The 16,382-nt window shown below is 69.8% G+C and carries 15 protein-coding genes and 1 pseudogene; 4 read left to right on the top strand and 12 right to left on the bottom strand.

What is annotated here, in order from left to right; genetic code table 11:
• The first annotated feature begins 231 nt into the window (after positions 1 to 231).
• Positions 232 to 996 carry an SDR family NAD(P)-dependent oxidoreductase gene (locus GCU53_RS16530; protein ID WP_152388563.1) on the top strand — a complete coding sequence of 255 codons (765 nt, stop codon included), beginning with the start codon at positions 232 to 234 and terminating at the stop codon, positions 994 to 996.
• A 46-nt stretch (positions 997 to 1,042) separates the two neighbouring features.
• Positions 1,043 to 2,230: an acetyl-CoA C-acyltransferase gene (locus GCU53_RS16535; protein ID WP_152388564.1), complete on the top strand. Its 1,188-nt coding sequence runs from the start codon at positions 1,043 to 1,045 to the stop codon at positions 2,228 to 2,230.
• 30 nt (positions 2,231 to 2,260) lie between these two features.
• Here the strand turns inward: GCU53_RS16535 and GCU53_RS16540 are convergent, their stop codons facing one another.
• From GCU53_RS16540 to GCU53_RS16560, 6 genes and pseudogenes are all read right to left on the bottom strand, one after another.
• Positions 2,261 to 2,437: a con-10 family general stress protein gene (locus GCU53_RS16540; protein ID WP_152388565.1), complete on the bottom strand. Its 177-nt coding sequence runs from the start codon at positions 2,435 to 2,437 to the stop codon at positions 2,261 to 2,263.
• A 253-nt stretch (positions 2,438 to 2,690) separates the two neighbouring features.
• Positions 2,691 to 2,852: a hypothetical protein gene (locus tag GCU53_RS25550; RefSeq protein WP_167520004.1), complete on the bottom strand. Its 162-nt coding sequence runs from the start codon at positions 2,850 to 2,852 to the stop codon at positions 2,691 to 2,693.
• A gap of 135 nt (positions 2,853 to 2,987) precedes the next feature.
• A pseudogene (locus tag GCU53_RS16545) lies at positions 2,988 to 4,142 on the bottom strand (glutathionylspermidine synthase family protein).
• Positions 4,142 to 4,708, bottom strand: coding sequence for a DUF1190 domain-containing protein (locus GCU53_RS16550; protein WP_152388566.1), 567 nt, complete (start codon positions 4,706 to 4,708; stop codon positions 4,142 to 4,144). Before GCU53_RS16550 ends, GCU53_RS16545 begins: the two are co-directional and overlap by 1 nt.
• 6 nt (positions 4,709 to 4,714) lie before the next feature.
• Positions 4,715 to 5,128, bottom strand: a complete 414-nt coding sequence (locus tag GCU53_RS16555) for a DUF350 domain-containing protein (RefSeq protein ID WP_152388567.1) — start codon at positions 5,126 to 5,128, stop codon at positions 4,715 to 4,717.
• A 154-nt stretch (positions 5,129 to 5,282) separates the two neighbouring features.
• The gene (locus GCU53_RS16560) at positions 5,283 to 6,980 is read right to left on the bottom strand and encodes an AhpA/YtjB family protein (protein ID WP_152388568.1); all 1,698 of its coding nucleotides are present in this window, start codon (positions 6,978 to 6,980) and stop codon (positions 5,283 to 5,285) included.
• A gap of 182 nt (positions 6,981 to 7,162) precedes the next feature.
• Here GCU53_RS16560 and serB point away from each other — a divergent pair, with 182 nt between their 5' ends.
• Positions 7,163 to 8,377 carry a phosphoserine phosphatase SerB gene (serB, locus tag GCU53_RS16565; RefSeq protein ID WP_152388569.1) on the top strand — a complete coding sequence of 405 codons (1,215 nt, stop codon included), beginning with the start codon at positions 7,163 to 7,165 and terminating at the stop codon, positions 8,375 to 8,377.
• 15 nt (positions 8,378 to 8,392) lie between these two features.
• Here serB and GCU53_RS16570 read toward each other — a convergent pair whose 3' ends face one another.
• From GCU53_RS16570 to rsgA, 5 genes are all read right to left on the bottom strand, one after another.
• The gene (locus GCU53_RS16570) at positions 8,393 to 9,466 is read right to left on the bottom strand and encodes an NAD(P)-dependent alcohol dehydrogenase (protein WP_152388570.1); all 1,074 of its coding nucleotides are present in this window, start codon (positions 9,464 to 9,466) and stop codon (positions 8,393 to 8,395) included.
• A gap of 125 nt (positions 9,467 to 9,591) precedes the next feature.
• Positions 9,592 to 11,658, bottom strand: coding sequence for an EAL domain-containing response regulator (locus GCU53_RS16575; RefSeq protein ID WP_152388571.1), 2,067 nt, complete (start codon positions 11,656 to 11,658; stop codon positions 9,592 to 9,594).
• Positions 11,659 to 11,831: 173 nt separating this feature from the next.
• Positions 11,832 to 12,704, bottom strand: a complete 873-nt coding sequence (asd, locus tag GCU53_RS16580; protein ID WP_152388572.1) for an archaetidylserine decarboxylase — start codon at positions 12,702 to 12,704, stop codon at positions 11,832 to 11,834.
• Between the two features lie 9 nt (positions 12,705 to 12,713).
• Positions 12,714 to 13,529 carry a thiosulfate sulfurtransferase gene (gene rhdA / locus GCU53_RS16585; RefSeq protein ID WP_152388573.1) on the bottom strand — a complete coding sequence of 272 codons (816 nt, stop codon included), beginning with the start codon at positions 13,527 to 13,529 and terminating at the stop codon, positions 12,714 to 12,716.
• A gap of 70 nt (positions 13,530 to 13,599) precedes the next feature.
• Complete coding sequence (gene rsgA / locus GCU53_RS16590; RefSeq protein WP_152388574.1) at positions 13,600 to 14,631, bottom strand: small ribosomal subunit biogenesis GTPase RsgA; 1,032 nt, start codon at positions 14,629 to 14,631, stop codon at positions 13,600 to 13,602.
• Positions 14,632 to 14,721: 90 nt separating this feature from the next.
• Between rsgA and orn the strand changes: the two genes are divergently transcribed.
• The gene (gene orn / locus GCU53_RS16595) at positions 14,722 to 15,264 is read left to right on the top strand and encodes an oligoribonuclease (protein WP_152388575.1); all 543 of its coding nucleotides are present in this window, start codon (positions 14,722 to 14,724) and stop codon (positions 15,262 to 15,264) included.
• Between the two features lie 15 nt (positions 15,265 to 15,279).
• Here the strand turns inward: orn and queG are convergent, their stop codons facing one another.
• A complete protein-coding gene (queG, locus tag GCU53_RS16600) occupies positions 15,280 to 16,344 on the bottom strand; it encodes a tRNA epoxyqueuosine(34) reductase QueG (protein WP_152388576.1) in 1,065 nt (354 codons plus the stop codon).
• Positions 16,345 to 16,382 lie beyond the last annotated feature (38 nt).

A 16,382-nucleotide genomic window follows, 5' to 3' on the forward strand; every position in this document is an offset into this window, starting at 1 on the left:
TCTATCTCCGCTGTTGACGATGATCGCGAGGCCGGGGCTGGCTCGCGGGAGGCACCGGCCCGGGTGGCCGGCGGGTTCGTGGTTCCGATGCAGCAGCGCCGGTTTTGTTACAGCGGCGGATGTCGGGTTCATCGCGGGAGGGGCGTGGAGGAGGCGGCGACGGATTCCATCGCCGGTGCCGCCATCGGCTGGCCGAGGCTAGACTTTCCGTCAGGACAGGGAGGAAAGCCCATGCAGATCAGGGATAACGTGTACGTAGTGACCGGTGGGGGTTCCGGACTGGGGGCGGCGACGGCGCGGCTGATCGTCGGGCGGGGCGGCAAGGTGGTGCTGGCCGACGTCAACCGCGAGGCCGGTGCTGCGCTGGCCGCCGAGCTGGGCGAGCGGGCGCGCTTCGTGGAAACCGACGTGACCCGTGCCGACAGCGCCCGCGCCTGCTTCGAGGCCGCCGTCGACATGGGCAGCCTGCGCGGCCTGGTGAACTGCGCTGGCATCGCCCCGGCGGAGAAGGTGGTCGGGCGCGAAGGGCCGCATGCCCTGGAAACCTTCGCCCGCACCCTGGAGATCAACCTGCTGGGCAGCTTCAACATGGTCCGCCTGGCCGCGGCGATCATGTGCGAGACGGAGCCGGATGCCGTGGGCGAGCGGGGAGTGATCGTCAATACCGCCTCGGTGGCGGCCTTCGAGGGGCAGATCGGCCAGGCCGCCTATGCCGCCTCCAAGGGCGGCGTGGTGGCGATGACCCTGCCGCTGGCCCGGGAGCTGTGCCGCCACGGCATCCGCGTCATGTGCATCGCCCCCGGGATCATGGCGACCCCGATGCTGCTGGGCATGCCGGCCGAGGTGCAGGCGTCGCTGGGCCAGATGGTGCCCTTCCCGCCACGGCTGGGCCGGCCCGAGGAGTTTGCCGCGCTGGTGGAGCACATCCTCGCCAATGGGTACCTGAACGGCGAGGTCATCCGTCTGGATGGCGCGATCCGCATGGCTGCCCGTTAGGGGCTCCACGCCTTCTTTCGTCAATCACTGATAGCGAGGGCATCCAATGTCCCAAGATCCGGTTGTCATCGTTTCCGCCGCCCGCACGCCGCTCGGCGCGTTCCAGGGCGAACTTTCCGAACTGAGCGCCCCGCAACTGGGCGGCATCGCCGTGCGCGCGGCGCTGGAGCGGGCCGGCGTCGCCGGCGAGCGGGTGCAGGAGCTGATCCTCGGCTGCGTGCTGCCGGCCGGCCTCGGCCAGGCGCCGGCCCGCCAGGCGGCGATCGCGGCCGGCTTGCCGCTGTCGGTCGGCTGCACCACGGTCAACAAGGTGTGCGGCTCGGGGATGAAGGCCGCCATGCTGGCCCACGACCTGCTGCTCGCCGGCAGCACCGAGGTCATGCTGGCCGGCGGCATGGAGTCCATGAGCAACGCGCCCTACCTGCTGCCCGGTGCGCGTGGCGGCTACCGGCTCGGACATCGGCAGGCCCTCGACCATATGTTCTTCGACGGCCTGGAGGATGCCTACTTCGACCGCGGCCGGCTGATGGGCACCTTCGCCGAGGATTGCGCGGCCAGCTACGGTTTCAGCCGCGAGGAGCAGGACGCCTGGGCCATCGCCTCGACGAGCCGTGCCCGGGTGGCCATCGAATCCGGCGCCTTCGCCTGGGAGATCGCGTCGGTGAGGCTGAGTGGACGGGGCGGCGAAGTGCTCATCGAGCATGACGAGCAGCCGCCGAAGGCCCGTCTGGAGCGGATTCCCGAGCTCAAGCCGGCCTTCCGCGAAGGCGGCACGGTGACGCCGGCCAACTCCAGTTCGATCTCCGACGGCGCCGCCGCGCTGCTGCTGATGCGCCGCTCCACGGCCGGCCGACTCGGGCTCGCGCCGCTGGCGACTATCGTCGGTCATGCCAGTCATGCCCATGAGCCGCGGCTGTTCCCGACCGCCCCGGTCGGCGCCATGCAGAAGTTGCTGGAGCGGACCGGCTGGACGGTCGGCGACGTCGACCTGTGGGAGATCAACGAGGCCTTCGCGGTGGTGACCCTGGCGGCGGTCCGCGATCTGCGGCTCGACCCGGAGCGGGTCAACGTCCATGGCGGTGCCTGCGCCCTGGGGCATCCGATCGGTGCATCCGGCGTGCGCATCCTGGTCAGTCTGCTGGGCGCCCTGCGGCGCAGCGGCGGGCGACGGGGCATCGCCAGCCTGTGCATCGGCGGCGGCGAGGCAACGGCAATGGCGGTGGAAATGCTCTGACAGGCGGGAGGGCACTCCCGCCTGGAGGGGTCAGTGTTGCTGGCGGCCGCCACCGTGGCTGTTTCGACCCCCCTTGCGGCCGGCCTCGGAGGCTTTCTGCGGGTCGTTGGCGAAGTTGCCGCCACTGTTGTGCCCGCCCTTGCGGCCGGCGGCGGCGGCCCGTTCGGGATCGTTGGCGAAGTTTCCGGGATTGGCGTGTTTGGGCATGGCCTTTCTCCTCGCGAGCTGATGGGATCCGCAGTCCGGACAAGCGTCTGTCTGCACAGTTACTGAGAGAAGCCTATCGGCAGAGTTCCGGTCTTTCCGGCGAAGGGAGCGGCAATGGATGGACGGTAGGGTGGAGCACGACAGGCGGTCGCCGAGCAGCCGCCTGTCGGCCGACGCGATGGCGATGAGCGGTGATCCGAAGGCGCAGGAGCCGCTCCCGCGCGGACAGGCGGGAGCGACTGGACGGGGGAGGCTATTTGCTCAGGCGCCAGGTGCGTCTCGGCTTGTCGGAGCGCGACAGGCGCCAGTCCCCTTGGGCGCGTGGCTGGGAGGCCTCCAGCAGATCGTCGCAGCTGTGGATCTCCAGCCCGGGTTCGAGGTGCTTCTTCGGATCGAGCGCGGTGTTCTTCTTCATCTTGTTCACCTGTAAGTACCCATAACTAAGTGGCGGCGCCGGAGCGCATTCGTTAGCTGACTCTTGTTTTCTGTTTAGCCGTGGGGGGATAGGCTGTCAAAGCGGCGCTGACCGGTGGCGGGCCGGCCAGGGCGTTCAGTCGAGGATGAAGTGCGGCAGGAAGCGCGAGCTGTCCTGGGTGATCGGGCTGGCGTCTTCGCGGATGCCGATGCCGCAGGCACGGTCGCCCACCACCCAGCTGCCGATCACCGGATACTGGCCGGCGAAGCAGGGCAGCAGCCGGCAGGCCTGGCGCACCGCGGCGCCGCCGTAGGGGCCGGGCACGCAGAGGCGCAGGCCGTCCGCGGCGTGCAGCTGGACGTTGGCGCCCTCGCGGGAGAACAGCGGCTTGCGCACCCAGCCGGCGGGCAGCGCGGCCGCGGGCTCGGGGTCGAAGAAGGCCGGCAGCAGGTTGGGATGGCCGGGGTGGCGCTCCCAGAGCAGGGCGAGGATGCCCTTGTTGCTCAGCACGGCCTTCCATGGCGGCTCGATGAAGCGCGTGAAGGTGCCGGCGATATGCGGGCCGAAGTCCTCCTCCAGCAGGAACTCCCAAGGGTAGAGCTTGAACAGGGTGGGGATTTGCTGCTCGTCCAGATCGACGAAACCGCCGGTCCGGTCCAGGCCGATATCCTCGATGGCGATGTGGCGGGCGTCGTGGCCGGCCTGGGTGGCGATGTCGCGCAGGTAGTCGAGGGTGCCGCGGTCCTCGAGGGAGTCGCGCACGCTGGCGAAGTACAGCGGCTGCGGCACGCAGAGGCCGGCAAAGCGCTCGAACAGGCATTCCTAGATCGAGTTGAACTGGTCGGCGCCAGGCGGCAGCCCGCCGCTCAGGCGTAACTGCTCCAGCCACAGCCACTGGAAGAACGCCGCCTCGTAGAGGGCGGTGGGCGTGTCGTAATTGAGTTCGAGCAGCTTGGCTGGGCTCTGGCCGTCGTAGGCCAGGTCCAGACGCCCGTAGAGATGCGGCTCGCGGCGCCGCCAGCTGGCGGCCAAATGCTCGTGGAAGAAGGCGGGCACGCCGAGACGCGCGAGCAGCGCTTCGCTGGCGACGACCTCTTCGACCAGCGCCAGGCTCATGGCGTGCAGCTCTTCGGTCGGCGCCTCGAGATCCGCCTCGATCTGCCGCAGGGAGAAGCGGTAGGCGGCGCTCTCGTCCCAGTAGGGTTCGCCGTCGAAGGTGTGGAAGGCGAAGCCCAGGCGTTCGGCCTGGGCGCGCCAGTCCGGGCGCTCGCGCAGGGTGATCCGCCGCATCAGCCGCCGAAGCTCGACAGGCGTGCGGCGCTGCGGCCGAAGTCGCCGCGGCTGACGATGCTCGGCATCGGGCTGCGGGTGACGTCGGCGTCGACGTGGATCAGCCCCTCGCGCGAACCGACCCGCAGGTTGTCGGCGCTGCGAAAGTGTTCCGCGTCGTCCCGGCTGCGGTACAGCGGCTGGCTGACGAAGGTGCGCCGGGCACTGCCGCCGCCGGACGAGCCCCCGCTCCCGCTGGCCTGCTCCTCGCGCGGCGGTTCGCGGCCCACCAGGTAGCCGGCCATCGGCGGCATGTGCAGGCCGGTATTGTAGGGGGCGGGTTCGCAGCGGCCGGCGCCGAAATCGGACTCGCAGTCGGCGCGCCAGCGGTAGCGCGGTGCGCTCTGCAGATGGGCGGCGCGGGCCAGCTCGAACTCGTGCTCGCAGACCGCGCGGTCGAAGACGCCGGCGGCGATGCACGAGGCCGGGTCGCGGTACAGGTAGCCGGGTCGCGAGGGTTCGCAGCCGGCGAGTAGCAGCGGGGTGCTGCCGACCAGCACCAGGCGCAGGGTTCTGCTGCGTTTCATGCAGGCTCAGCCCTTCATGGCCGCGGCGTTGAGCACGCCGACGGCGATGGACACCAGAGCCACCAGGATGGCGCTGGCCATTTCGTTGTCGCTGATGCGCCGGCCCAGCTCGGGGACCAGGATGCGCAGCAGGCAAAAGGTGACCAGTTGGACGAGCAGTGCCACCAGGGCCCAGAGCAGGAAGTCGAGCAGGCTGACCGATTCGCGCATGGCGCTGGCCAGCGGCAGGACGAAGCCCAGCAGGCTGCCGCCGAAGGCCAGCGCGGCGGCCGGCACGTTGGCGCGGATCAGCCGCCATTCGCGGTGCGGGGTGAGGGTGGTGTAGATCAGGCCGAACAGGGCCAGCAGGAGCGAGCCCAGGCCGAAATAGAGCACGAAGGCCGGCAGCCCGGCGAGGTAGAAGGCAATGGCATCGGGCATCGGAGTGCTTCCTCGGGTGCGGTTTCGGAGGGCCGGACCCTAGCCAGCCGCCGCCGTTCCGGCAATCGGCAGGCACGGGTGCTTGCAGGAAGTGTGATGCGAATCGAATTCCGCCGGCCGGGAGCGGACTGCGCTCCGGTGCCGGCGGAACGGCTCAATAGCTCTGCAGCTCTTCGCGCAGGCGGGCCAGTTGGCCAGCCAGCTCGGCAGGGTAGGGCTCGAGCAGGCGCTCGATGGTGGCGCCGCCCTCCGGGTTGGCGAGCGGGCGCAGGCGCACGCACAGACGGACCGCGGAATCCTCGCCGATCTGTTGCTCCAGCAGCAGGACGTTGTGGCTGTACTGCGCCAGGGTCAGCGCGGACTGGCCTCCCGGGCTGAGCAGCAGGGACGCCTGGCCGAGGCCGGCGAGGTTCTCGCCGCGCGCAAGGCCGAGCTGCAGCTGAAGGCTGGCGCCGTCGGCGGCCTCGAGCTCCAGCTCGGATTTCAGCGAGCGCAGCAGTTCGGCGCAGCAGATGGCATTGGCCAGGTAATCGTCGCCGCACTCGCGGCGGTGGAACAGCAGCAGGCCGCCGTCCTCGTCGAGCAGGTGCAGTTCCCCGCCGTAGAGCGCACTGGCCTGTTCCAGACTGTCGCGATAGCGCCGGCGCAATTCGGCCAGTTGCCCGCGGGACAGGCTGCGCAACTGATCCAGAGGACCGAGCTGGATGGCCAGCACGGCGCTTTCGCGGGCCTGGCGGTGCGGTGCGGGCGCAGGCGCGGGAGCGAAATCCTCGGCGAGCGCCGCGTTGAAGTCGGGTTCGTCGTCGGCGTCCGGGACCAGCCGGCGCAGCGGCGGATCCTCGTCCTCGTCGTCCAGGTCGACATCGGCGCGCAGGCCGGACAGGGGGCGCGATGAGAGGCCGGCCGCCGGTCTGGCGGCGTTCGCTGCGCCGGGTCGCGAGACACCGGGCGCCGGCGCAGCGCCGGGCGTCGCCACGCCGTACTTCATCGGCTCGGGCCTGGCGGCAGGGGGCTGTGGAGCCTCGTAGGGCATGCTGCGGGAAGCCGGCTTCCCGGCGGGCGCCGGGTGTGGCGCCGCCCTGGCCGGGGAGGGCACGTCGGACAGGTCGAGCGACAGCGCGTCGTCCTCGAGCTCGTCGAGCGTCGCACGGGGCGGCTGCTCGGGTGCGAGGCGGGCCTGCAGCTGGCGGGCCAGGTCGCCGATTTCGTCCTGACGCTCGGCACCGGGGGCATGGTCGTCCGGATCGCGCAGCCAGACGCGCAGCTGCAGCAGCGGCGTGGAGATGCCATAGCCCAGGCGCAGGCCGAGAATCAGCGTCAGGAACAGCAGTCCCAGGCCGATCAGGCCCATGTTGCGCAGGCCGACGATGAAGGGCTCGCGGAACTGCGGCATGTTCAGGACGATGCGCAGGTGGCCGGTCACGCTGTCCTGGAAGGTGATGGGCCGGGCATGGAGGCTGGGGTCGCCCTCCGGCGGCAGCCGCGGCGGGCGGCTGCCGGCTTCGGCGAGGAGGTGGTTGTCCGCGTTGTAGACGGCCGCATGGGCGACCAGCGGGTTCTTCGTCAGGTTGCCCAGCAGCACGTTGAGGCTGAGGATGTCGTTGGCCACCAGCAGCTGGCTGGCCGCGGCCGTGGTCTGGGTGATCAGCGTCTGGCCGAGGGCGTCGGCCTGCTCGTGCATGGTCTGGCGGACCTGCAGGCCGACCAGCCAGGAGTAGGTGGCCAGGGCCAGGGTCACCAGTACCAGGCTGTGGCTGACGATGCGCAGGGAGACTGGGACGCGCCGCTGGCACAAGGCGCGAAACAGCAGGACGAAGAAGTTGTCGGGCTTGACGGAGGCTGGCCGGGTCACTGATCGCGGTTCGTGAAAAAGTCGGGTGGGCAGTATACGGAATGCCGGGGGGGCGCCGTAAGGCTTTGACGGGGGAAACCGCCCGGCGGGGTACGTCCGGCGGAGCCGGCGGCCGGGCGACAAGCGCCTGGCGTGGCGGGGCCTGTTAGAATGCCGCCTTCTTTGCCATGGGAGACGGCGCCTTGCGCGAAATTGTCCTGATCAACATCACCGGGGCGGATCGTCCCGGTCTGACCGCAGCCATCACCGGTGCGCTGGCCCGTTGCGGGGCGGGCATCCTCGACATCGGCCAGGCGGTCGTCCACAACACCCTGTCGTTCGGCATCCTGGCCGAGGTCCCGGCCGGAAGCGAGCTGTCGATCCTGCAGAAGGAGGTGCTGTTCGTCGCCCACGGGCTCGGGCAGCAGGTGCGCTTCACCGCCGTTTCCGAGGCCGAGTACGAGGCCTGGGTCGCCGACCAGGGCAAGCCGCGCTACATCGTCACCCTGATGACGCGCCGGGTGACTGCCGCGCAACTGGAGCGGGTCAGTGCGATCACCGCCCGTCACGGCCTGGAGATCGACCAGATCGACCGCCTGTCCGGACGCCTGTCCCTGGACACGCCGGAGGAGCGCAGCAAGGGCTGCATCGAGTTCTCGGTGCGCGGCGAGCCGGCCGATCCGGCGGCGCTGCGTGCGGAGTTCCTGCTGGCCGCCCAGGAGCTGAACGTCGACATCGGCTTCCAGCTCAACACCCTGTTCCGTCGCATCCGCCGCCTGGCGGTGTTTGACATGGACTCGACGCTGATCGAGGCGGAGGTGATCGACGAGCTGGCCAAGGCCGCCGGCATCGGCGAGCAGGTCGCGGCCATCACCGAGCGGGCGATGCGCGGCGAGCTGGATTTTCGCGCCAGCTTCAAGGAGCGCCTGGCACTGCTCAAGGGCCTGCCGGAAGACGTGCTGGCCGAGATCGGCGCCTCGCTGCGCCTGACCGAGGGCGCCGAGGTGCTGTTCGCCGAGCTCAAGCGCCTGGGCTACAAGACGGCGATCCTCTCCGGCGGCTTCTCCTACTTCGCCCGCCAGGTGCAGCAGAAGCTGGGCATCGACTACGTGTTCGCCAACGAGCTGGAAATCGTCGACGGCAAGGTCACCGGGGTGGCCGTCGAGCCGATCGTCGACGGCCAGCGCAAGGCCGACCTGCTGCGCCAGCTGGCCGAGCAGGAGGGGCTGTCCCTGGAGCAGACCATCGCCGTCGGCGACGGCGCCAACGACCTGCCGATGCTCGGTCTGGCCGGTCTCGGCGTGGCCTTCCGCGCCAAGCCGCTGGTTCGGCAGTCGGCCAGGCAGGCGATCTCCAACCTCGGCCTGGACGGCATCCTCTACCTGCTCGGCTACCGGGATCGCGACGGCATCCGCTAGCACCCGCCGTATCCCCTACGGCTTGATCGCCACCTTGAGCACGCCGTCGCGCTGGTGGGCGAACAGGTCGTAGGCGGCCTCGATGTCGTTCAGCCCGTACTGGTGGGTGACCAGCGGCTTGAGGTCGATGCGCCCCGAGGCGACCACGTTGAGCAGGCGGCGCATGCGCTCCTTGCCGCCGGGACACAGCGAGGTGACGATGCGGTTGTCGCCGAGGCCGGCATGAAAGGCGCCGAGAGGAATGGTCAGGTCGCTGGAGTAGACGCCCAGACTGGACAGGGTGCCGCCCGGCTTGAGCACGCGCAGGGCGTTCTCGAAGGTCGACTGCAGGCCCAGTGCCTCGATCGAGGCGTCCACCCCGCGTCCGCCGGTCAGCTTGAGGATCTCGTCCACCACATCCACTTTGCGGAAGTTCAGCGTGACGTCGGCGCCCAGCCGCCGGGCGATCTCCAGGCGCTCATCGACCCCGTCGATGGCGATGATGGTGCTGGCGCCGCGCAGCTTGGCCCCGGCAGTGGCACACAGCCCGATCGGCCCCTGGGCGAACACCGCGACGATGTCGCCGATCCGGATGTTCGCCGCCTCGGCGCCGGCGAAGCCGGTGGACATGATGTCCGGGCACATCAGCACCTCCTCGTCGCTCAGGCCGTCCGGGACCGGCGCCAGGTTGGCCTGGGCGTCGGGCACCAGCACGTATTCGGCCTGGGTGCCGTCGATGCTGTTGCCGAAGCGCCAGCCGCCCATCGGCTTGTAGCCATGGCAGGCGCAGCCGCCGTCTTGGGACGGGTAGCCGTCCTGGCAGGCATAGGAGGTGAAGCTCGGGCAGATCGCGCCGGCGATGACCCGCAGGCCTTCCCGGTAGCCCTGCACGTTGCTGCCGAGCTTTTCGATGATGCCCACCGGTTCGTGGCCGATGGTCAGGCCCGGGGCCACCGGGTACTCGCCCTTGAGGATGTGCACGTCGGTGCCGCAGATGGTGGTGGTGGTGATGCGCACCAGGGCGTCGTTCGGTCCGACGTCGGGGATGGGCTTGTCCTGCAGTTCGATTCGGCCGGGCTCGACGAACACGGCGGCTTTCATCATGGGCATGGCGGTCTCCTTTTCCGGACGGGCAATTCGGCAGTCTAGGCGCCTGTCGCGCTCCGAGGCCCGGACCCAGGTCAAGCGTCGGAAAGGTGACAGGACAGGCGCAGGCTGCCTGTCCTTTCGTGCGGCTACGCCTCGTGGGGGAATTCGTAGTTCATCGCCGGGCCCGGTGCCTGCAGATAATGCCCCTGAATATAGCTGACCCCGGCCTGCCAGAGCGTCGCCAGCACACTGGCGTTCTCGATGCCCGGCACTATGCTCGGCCTGCCCTGCGCATGCAGGCTGGCCAGCAGGGCCTTGAGGCTTTCCTGGCCCTCCTCCTCGGCCAGGGCTGCGGTGAAGGTGCTGTCGACCTTGACGTAGTCCACCGGCAGGTGGCGGAGCGTGTTGAAGGGGTTGAGGGCGCGGCCGAAGTGGATCAGCGCGCTCTTGCCGTGCAGTTCGGCGAAGCCCTCGACCAGGGCCCTGGCCTGCTTGAGGTAGACGGTCGCGTCGGCCTCGTCGAGCTGCAGGATCAGCGCCGCGGCGGGCAGCCGCGCCGCGCGCAGCACCGTGCCGAGCCAGGGCAGCAGCGTCGGGTCCTGCAGGCTGGGGGCGGACAGGTGGACGAACAGGTGGGTGTCGTGGCCCCTGGCGCGATGCGCGGCGAGCTGGCGGATGGCATTGAGGATCACCCAGCGGTCCAGGATCTCGGCGAGGCCGGCCTCGCAGGCGGCGGCGAGGAAGTCGGCGGGCAGAAGCTCCTTTCCCTGGGGATCGACCAGCCGCAGCAGGACCTCGTAGTGCTCGGCGCTGTCCCCGCGCAGGCTGATGATCGGCTGGAACAGCAGGCGGAAGCCGTCCTTCTCCAGGGCATGGCGGACCATGGCGACGACGCTGCCGCGGCTGGCCTCGGCGGCCAGCGCCTCGACCGGATCGTACAGTTTCAGGGCATTGCCGTCGGCCAGCGTATCGGCGCAGCGGTGGGCGCGCTCGATCGCCAGTTGGGCCCTGGGCGTCGTCTCGTCGAGAGCGGCAACGCCGATCGACAGGGTCAGCTGCACGGTCCGTTCGGCAACCTCGAACAGGTGGGTTTCGACCTTCTTCAGCAGGGCGGCGAGCCGCTCCCGCACCTGTTCCGGCTTCACGCCGGGCTGCAGCACGGCAAAGGCATCGTCGGCGAAGCGCGCCAGCTGGGCCTCGGCGGGGAACGCGCCGCGCAGCAGCGTGGCCAGGTCGGCGAGCAGCTGGTCGATGCCGGCGAGGCCGAGGTCGGCGTGCAGCTGGGCGTAGCGGTCGAGGCGCAGGTAGGCCAGGCAGGACGGCTGTCCGCTGTCGGCCGCGCGGTTGCAGGCGGTCTCCAGCAGTTCGAGGAAGTGGTTGCGGTTGAACAGGCCGGTGATTCGGTCCTGGCTGCTGACCTCGCGCAGCTTCTCTTCCAGCTCGCTCTGGATGCTTTCGGCGCGCAGTACCGCCTGGATGCAGGGCTCGCCATCGTAGGTGGCCGGCGACAGATCGATGCGCATGCGGAACTGGCGGCCTTCGGCGCCGACCCCGTTGCACTGCAGCATGCCCTCGCTGCGGCCGCTGGCGTAGTTCTTCAGGAAGTCGCGGAACAGGGCCTGATCGCGACCGGCGACCAGGTCGATCATCGGCATGCCTTCCAGTTCGTCGGCCTCCTCGTAGCCGAACAGTTCCAGATAGGCGCGGTTGGCGTAGATGTGCATGCCGTCGTGCACGTAGGCGATGGCGTCCACCGAGCTGTCGAGCAGCAGCTGGCAGCGCTTCTCCGCCTCGCGCAGGGCGATCTCTGCGCTGCGCCGGGCCCGGCGCTCGTCCAGGTTGGCCAGCTCGCGGTCGGCGACCAGGATCAGGCGCTCGTCCTCGCCCTGGGGCAGGGCGTCCTGGGCGCCGAGGGCGAGGGCCTCGGTGATCGCATCGGAGTCGTTGTCCGGCAACAGCTGGATGATGGGGATGTCCCTGGCCAGGCGGCGAAGGGTGGCGATGGCCTCGGCGGGGCTGAGGTTCTCGCTGTGCGGGGCGGCGATCAGCAGATCCCAGGTCTGCTGCAGGCACTCGGCGAGGTCCTCGCTGGAGGTCAGGCGGTGTACCCGGGTGGCGCGGCCGGCGTTGCGGAACAGGCTGACCAGACGCTCGGCCTCGTTCTGCGAGTCTTCCAGAATCAACAGGCGGACGGTTTTCTTCTCGATGGCCATGGCAGGAACAGAATCGGCGCAGGGCGGTTGCAGGCCGCCGGAAGCCGCTCGAGGCTGTTTCCGACCCGCTCACCGCGGAACAGGGGGTTGGCGGAATCTACAGGGACCGCCGGGGCGAGTCAAAGTGCGGGAGGGCCGGCTGTGACCGGCATCCCGCACCTTGCGACAGGCGCTCAGGCGGCGCCGTGCGGCCGTGTCTGGCCGATCGGCTGGCCCATGCGCAGTTCGCCGAGGGGGGCGAGTTCGTCGCGCCAGCACGCCTGGCCCGCTCCGAACAGGAGGATGACCGTCGAGCCGAGCCTGAAGCGTCCGAGCTCCGCACCCTTGTCCAGGTGGATCGGCGGGCGCACTGCCTCGTCGTAATGCCAGCGCTTGATCTGGCGGGGCGGCGGGGTGACCACCCCGGCCCAGACGGTCTCGATGCTGGCGACGATCATGGCGCCGACCAGCACCACGGCCATGGGGCCGCACTCGGTGTCGAACAGGCAGACCAGGCGCTCGTTGCGGGCGAACAGCTCGGGCACGTTCTCCGCGGTGAGGCGGTTCACCGAGTACAGTTTGCCCGGCACGTGAATCATCTCGCGCAGGGTGCCGGCCAGCGGCATGTGCACGCGGTGATAGTCCCTGGGCGACAGGTAGACGGTGGCGAAGTTGCCGCCCTGGAAGGGGGCGGCGGTGGCCGTGTCGCCGCCGAGCAGCTCCTGCACGCTGAAGCTGTGGCCCTTGGCCTGGAAGATACGCCCCTGCTCGATGATCCCGAGCTGGCTGACGGCGCCGTCGGCCGGGCTGAGAATGACGCCGGGCGTTGGATCGAGGGGGCGGGCGTCCGCCTTCAGGGCGCGGGTGAAAAAGGCGTTGAAGTGCTCGTAGGCGGTCGGCTCCTCGATCAGCGCCTGGCTCATGTCGACCTGAAAGCGGCGGGCGAAGGCCTTGATCAGGGTGTTCTTGACCCAGGGCGTGCGGCATTCGGCGAGGCAGCCGGCCGCGCGCGACAGCAGGTGGTGGGGCAGCAGGCGCTGGCCGAGGAGGAACAGGCGGTCTTTCATCGAATCTCCTTAGATCTCCACCGGCGTGTCCGGGTGGTTGCCCCATTCGCCCCAGGAGCCGGCATAGCCCTTGACCCGCGGGTAGCCGAGGGCCCTGGCGATCAGGTAGGTCAGGCCGGAGCGGTGATGGGTCTGGCAGTGGGTGACGACTTCCTTGTCCGGGGTGATGCCCAGCTCCTTCAGGCGCTCGGCGATGTCGGCGCGGATGCGCAGGGCGCGGGCCGGGTCCATGGCGGCGGTCCATTCGAAGTTGACCGCGCCGGGGATGTGCCCGCCCTTCGCCGCGAGCACCTTCTCGCCGCGGTACTCCTGCGGCGAGCGGGCGTCCCAGATGGCCAGGTCGGTGGCGCCGAGACGGCCCTGCAGGTAGTCGCGGGTGGCGCTCGGCTCGTCGTGCAGGGTGAGCGGCACGGGACCGCCGGCCGGCGTCGGGACATCCCGGGACAGCGTGCGGCCCTCGGCCAGCCAGGCGGTGAGGCCGCCGTTCAGGTAGTGGTAGCGGTGGTGGCCGATGACGTCGAGCAGCCAGACGAAGCGTCCGGCCCAGCCGCCGCCCTCGTCGTCGTAGACCACGTAGACCGCTTCCGGGCGGTGGCCGAGCTCGCCGAACAGGGCCTCCAGCTGCTCCCGGGTGGGCAGCAGGCCGGGCGCCGGCGGCTGGCCGAGCTGGGTGCGCTTGGGATCGACGAAGCGTGCGCCGGGGATGTGGCCCTCGGCGTAGCGGGCGGCGCTGGTCAGGTCGACCAGGATCAGCTCGGGCACCGTCAGGCGGGCGTCCAGATCAGCCGGTTCGATGACCAGCGGCAGCGAGGCGAAGTCGGCCATGGGAGACTCCAGGCAGTCGGTGGGAGGGTGGATTGTAGCCGCAGCCCGGCGGGCTCCGGCAGCGCAGGGATCAGTATTCCGGTTCGGGCAGGCTGGCGAGGATATGCCGGTAGCTGGCCATGCGCTGCGGCTGGATGCGGCCCTCCTCGAGGGCCTTGAGCAACGCGCAGCCGGGTTCGCGGTCGTGCTTGCAGTCGCGGAAGCGGCAATGGCCGAGCAGGTCACGGAACTCGATGAAGCCGGCCTCGACATCCGCGCGGCTGACGTGGCCCAGGCCGAACTCGCGGATGCCGGGCGAGTCGATCAACTCGCCGCCCCCTGGGAAGTGGAACAGCCGGGCGGTGGTGGTGGTGTGCATGCCCTTGCCGGTCTGCTCCGAGAGAGCGCCGACGCGGGTGTCGATTCCTGGCAGCAGGCTGTTGACCAGCGACGACTTGCCCACCCCGGACTGGCCGACGAAGACACTGACGTGGTCGTCCAGCGCCGCCTGCAGCGCCTGCATGCCGGCGCCCTGGCGGGCAGAGACTTCCAGCAGCGGATAGCCTAGGCGCTGGTAGGTGGCGAGCAGGGAATCGAGACCGGCGGCGTTCTCCTCGTTCACCAGGTCGGCCTTGTTCAGCAGCAGCAGCGGGCGGATACCGGCGTGCTCGGCGGCGATCAGGTAGCGGTCGATGAGGTTGGCGTGGGGTTCGGGCAGCGGGGCGAAGACGATGACGATCTGGTCGACGTTGGCCGCCACCGGCTTGAGCTGGCCGCGCATGTCCGGCCGGCACAGTTCGCTGCGCCGCGGCAGTTGCGCGACGATCACTCCGACCCCCTGGTTGCCGGCGCGCCAGACCACCCGGTCGCCGGTGACCAGCGTCGGCAGGTTGGCGCGCAGGTGGCAGCGGCAGACCTGACCGGCCAGCTCGCCATCGTCGGCCTCGACTTCCACCTGGACGCCGAAGTGGGCGATCACCAGGCCGGTCTGTTCCGGCCCTAGGTCGCCGCCTTCCAGCTCGTCGAGCAGGCGGGATTCGCGCTTGGCGGCGCGGGCGGCGCGCTCTTCCTGGATCTTTTCGATGCGCCAGCTCTGGCGGCGGGTCAGTTGGCGTTTGGCCATGGCTCGGGGATCGGGTCGCGGGTGGCTGGGGGCGGCGAGTTTAGCATGGGCCGGCCCTGCTAAACTGCGGCAAAGCCAAGGAGTATAGCCATGCAGAACCCGCAGAATCTGATCTGGATCGACCTGGAAATGACCGGTCTGAATCCGGAGAGGGATGTCATCATCGAGATGGCGACCATCGTCACCGACAGCGAGCTGAACATCCTGGCCGAGGGGCCGGTGATCGCTGTGCATCAGAGCGACGAGATCCTCGCCGGCATGGACGAGTGGAACACCCGCCAGCACGGCCGTTCCGGCCTGACCCAGCGGGTCCGCGACAGCCGTATCGATACTGCGATGGCCGAGGCGCAGACCCTGGCCTTCCTCGAGCAGTGGGTGCCCAGGGGCAAGTCGCCGATGTGCGGCAACAGCATCTGCCAGGACCGGCGCTTCCTCGCCCGCTACATGCCGGATCTGGAGGCCTGGTTCCATTACCGCCACGTGGACGTCTCGACCCTCAAGGAGCTGGCCGGGCGCTGGGCGCCGCAGGTGCGCGACAGCTTCAAGAAGACCGGCACCCACCTGGCGCTGGACGACATCCGCGAGTCCATCGCCGAGCTGTGTCATTACCGCGAGCACTTCATCAAGTACTGAGCCCGAGGCGTCGGCTTAGCCCCGGCCATGGCGGCGCAGGGCCCAGTGCACGTGCTCGCGCACCAGCGCCGAGGGATGCTCGCGGCGCGCCTCGAGCGCCTCGAGCACCGGGATGGTCGAAGGCGCGTTGCCGAGGCCGACCGCCAGGTTGCGCAGCCAGCGCTCGTAGCCGGCCCGGCGCAGCGGCGAGCCTTCGGTGCGGGCGAGGAATTCGGCCTCGCTCCAGCGGAAGAGGGCGGCCAGTTCGGCGTTGTCCAGACCGTGGCGCGGCTGGAAGTCGCCTTCCGTCGTGGGTCGGGCGAAGCGGTTCCAGGGGCAGACCAGTTGGCAGTCGTCACAGCCGAACACCCGGTTGCCGACCAGCGGACGCAGCTCCTCGGGGATCGACCCCTTCAGTTCGATGGTCAGATAGGAGATGCAGCGCCGCGCGTCCAGCAGCCTGGGGCCGACGAAGGCGCCGGTCGGGCAGTTGTCCAGGCAGGCCGTGCAGCGTCCGCAATGCTCGTCGGCGTGGGGGGTATCGGTGGGCAGGGGCAGGTCGACGTAGAGCTCGCCGAGGAAGAACCAGCTGCCGGCCTTCCTGTTGAGCAGCAGGGTATTCTTGCCGATCCAGCCGAGTCCGGCCTGCTCGGCGAGGGCCTTCTCCAGCACCGGGGCGCTGTCGACGAAGGCGCGGTAGCCGAACGGGCCGATTTCTCCCTGGATGCGCTCGGCCAGCTGCTGCAGGCGCTTGCGGATCAGCTTGTGGTAGTCGCGGCCGAGGGCGTAGCGGGACAGGTAGGCCGTTTCCGGCGCGGCGAGGCGCTCGGCCATCCGGGTGTCGCCCGGCAGGTAGTCCATGCGCAGCGAGATCACCCGCAGGGTGCCCGGCACCAGCTCGGCGGGGCGCGAACGCTTGTTGCCGTGGGCGGCCATGTAGTCCATCTCGCCCTGGTAGCCGGCGGCCAGCCAGCGCTGCAGGTGGGCCTCGTGCTCGCCCGGATCGATGCCGGCGATGCCGACCTGCTGGAAGCCCAGTTCGCGGCCCCAGTCCTTGATCGACTGGGCGAGACGGGCAGGATCGGGGGCTTTGGCGGACATGCTGAAGGAAACCTGTGTTAGATGCGATAATTCTGCCA

The organism is Azotobacter salinestris, from assembly GCF_009363155.1.
GTDB lineage: Bacteria > Pseudomonadota > Gammaproteobacteria > Pseudomonadales > Pseudomonadaceae > Azotobacter > Azotobacter salinestris.

Coding starts and splice junctions, on each gene's coding strand:
- GCU53_RS16530 (WP_152388563.1), top strand. CDS start 232: ATGCAGATCAGGGATAACGTGTACGTAGTGACCGGTGGGGGTTCCGGA.
- GCU53_RS16535 (WP_152388564.1), top strand. CDS start 1,043: ATGTCCCAAGATCCGGTTGTCATCGTTTCCGCCGCCCGCACGCCGCTC.
- GCU53_RS16540 (WP_152388565.1), bottom strand. CDS start 2,437: ATGCCCAAACACGCCAATCCCGGAAACTTCGCCAACGATCCCGAACGG.
- GCU53_RS25550 (WP_167520004.1), bottom strand. CDS start 2,852: ATGAAGAAGAACACCGCGCTCGATCCGAAGAAGCACCTCGAACCCGGG.
- GCU53_RS16550 (WP_152388566.1), bottom strand. CDS start 4,708: ATGAAACGCAGCAGAACCCTGCGCCTGGTGCTGGTCGGCAGCACCCCG.
- GCU53_RS16555 (WP_152388567.1), bottom strand. CDS start 5,128: ATGCCCGATGCCATTGCCTTCTACCTCGCCGGGCTGCCGGCCTTCGTG.
- GCU53_RS16570 (WP_152388570.1), bottom strand. CDS start 9,466: ATGCCCATGATGAAAGCCGCCGTGTTCGTCGAGCCCGGCCGAATCGAA.
- GCU53_RS16575 (WP_152388571.1), bottom strand. CDS start 11,658: ATGGCCATCGAGAAGAAAACCGTCCGCCTGTTGATTCTGGAAGACTCG.
- asd (WP_152388572.1), bottom strand. CDS start 12,704: ATGAAAGACCGCCTGTTCCTCCTCGGCCAGCGCCTGCTGCCCCACCAC.
- rhdA (WP_152388573.1), bottom strand. CDS start 13,529: ATGGCCGACTTCGCCTCGCTGCCGCTGGTCATCGAACCGGCTGATCTG.
- rsgA (WP_152388574.1), bottom strand. CDS start 14,631: ATGGCCAAACGCCAACTGACCCGCCGCCAGAGCTGGCGCATCGAAAAG.
- orn (WP_152388575.1), top strand. CDS start 14,722: ATGCAGAACCCGCAGAATCTGATCTGGATCGACCTGGAAATGACCGGT.
- queG (WP_152388576.1), bottom strand. CDS start 16,344: ATGTCCGCCAAAGCCCCCGATCCTGCCCGTCTCGCCCAGTCGATCAAG.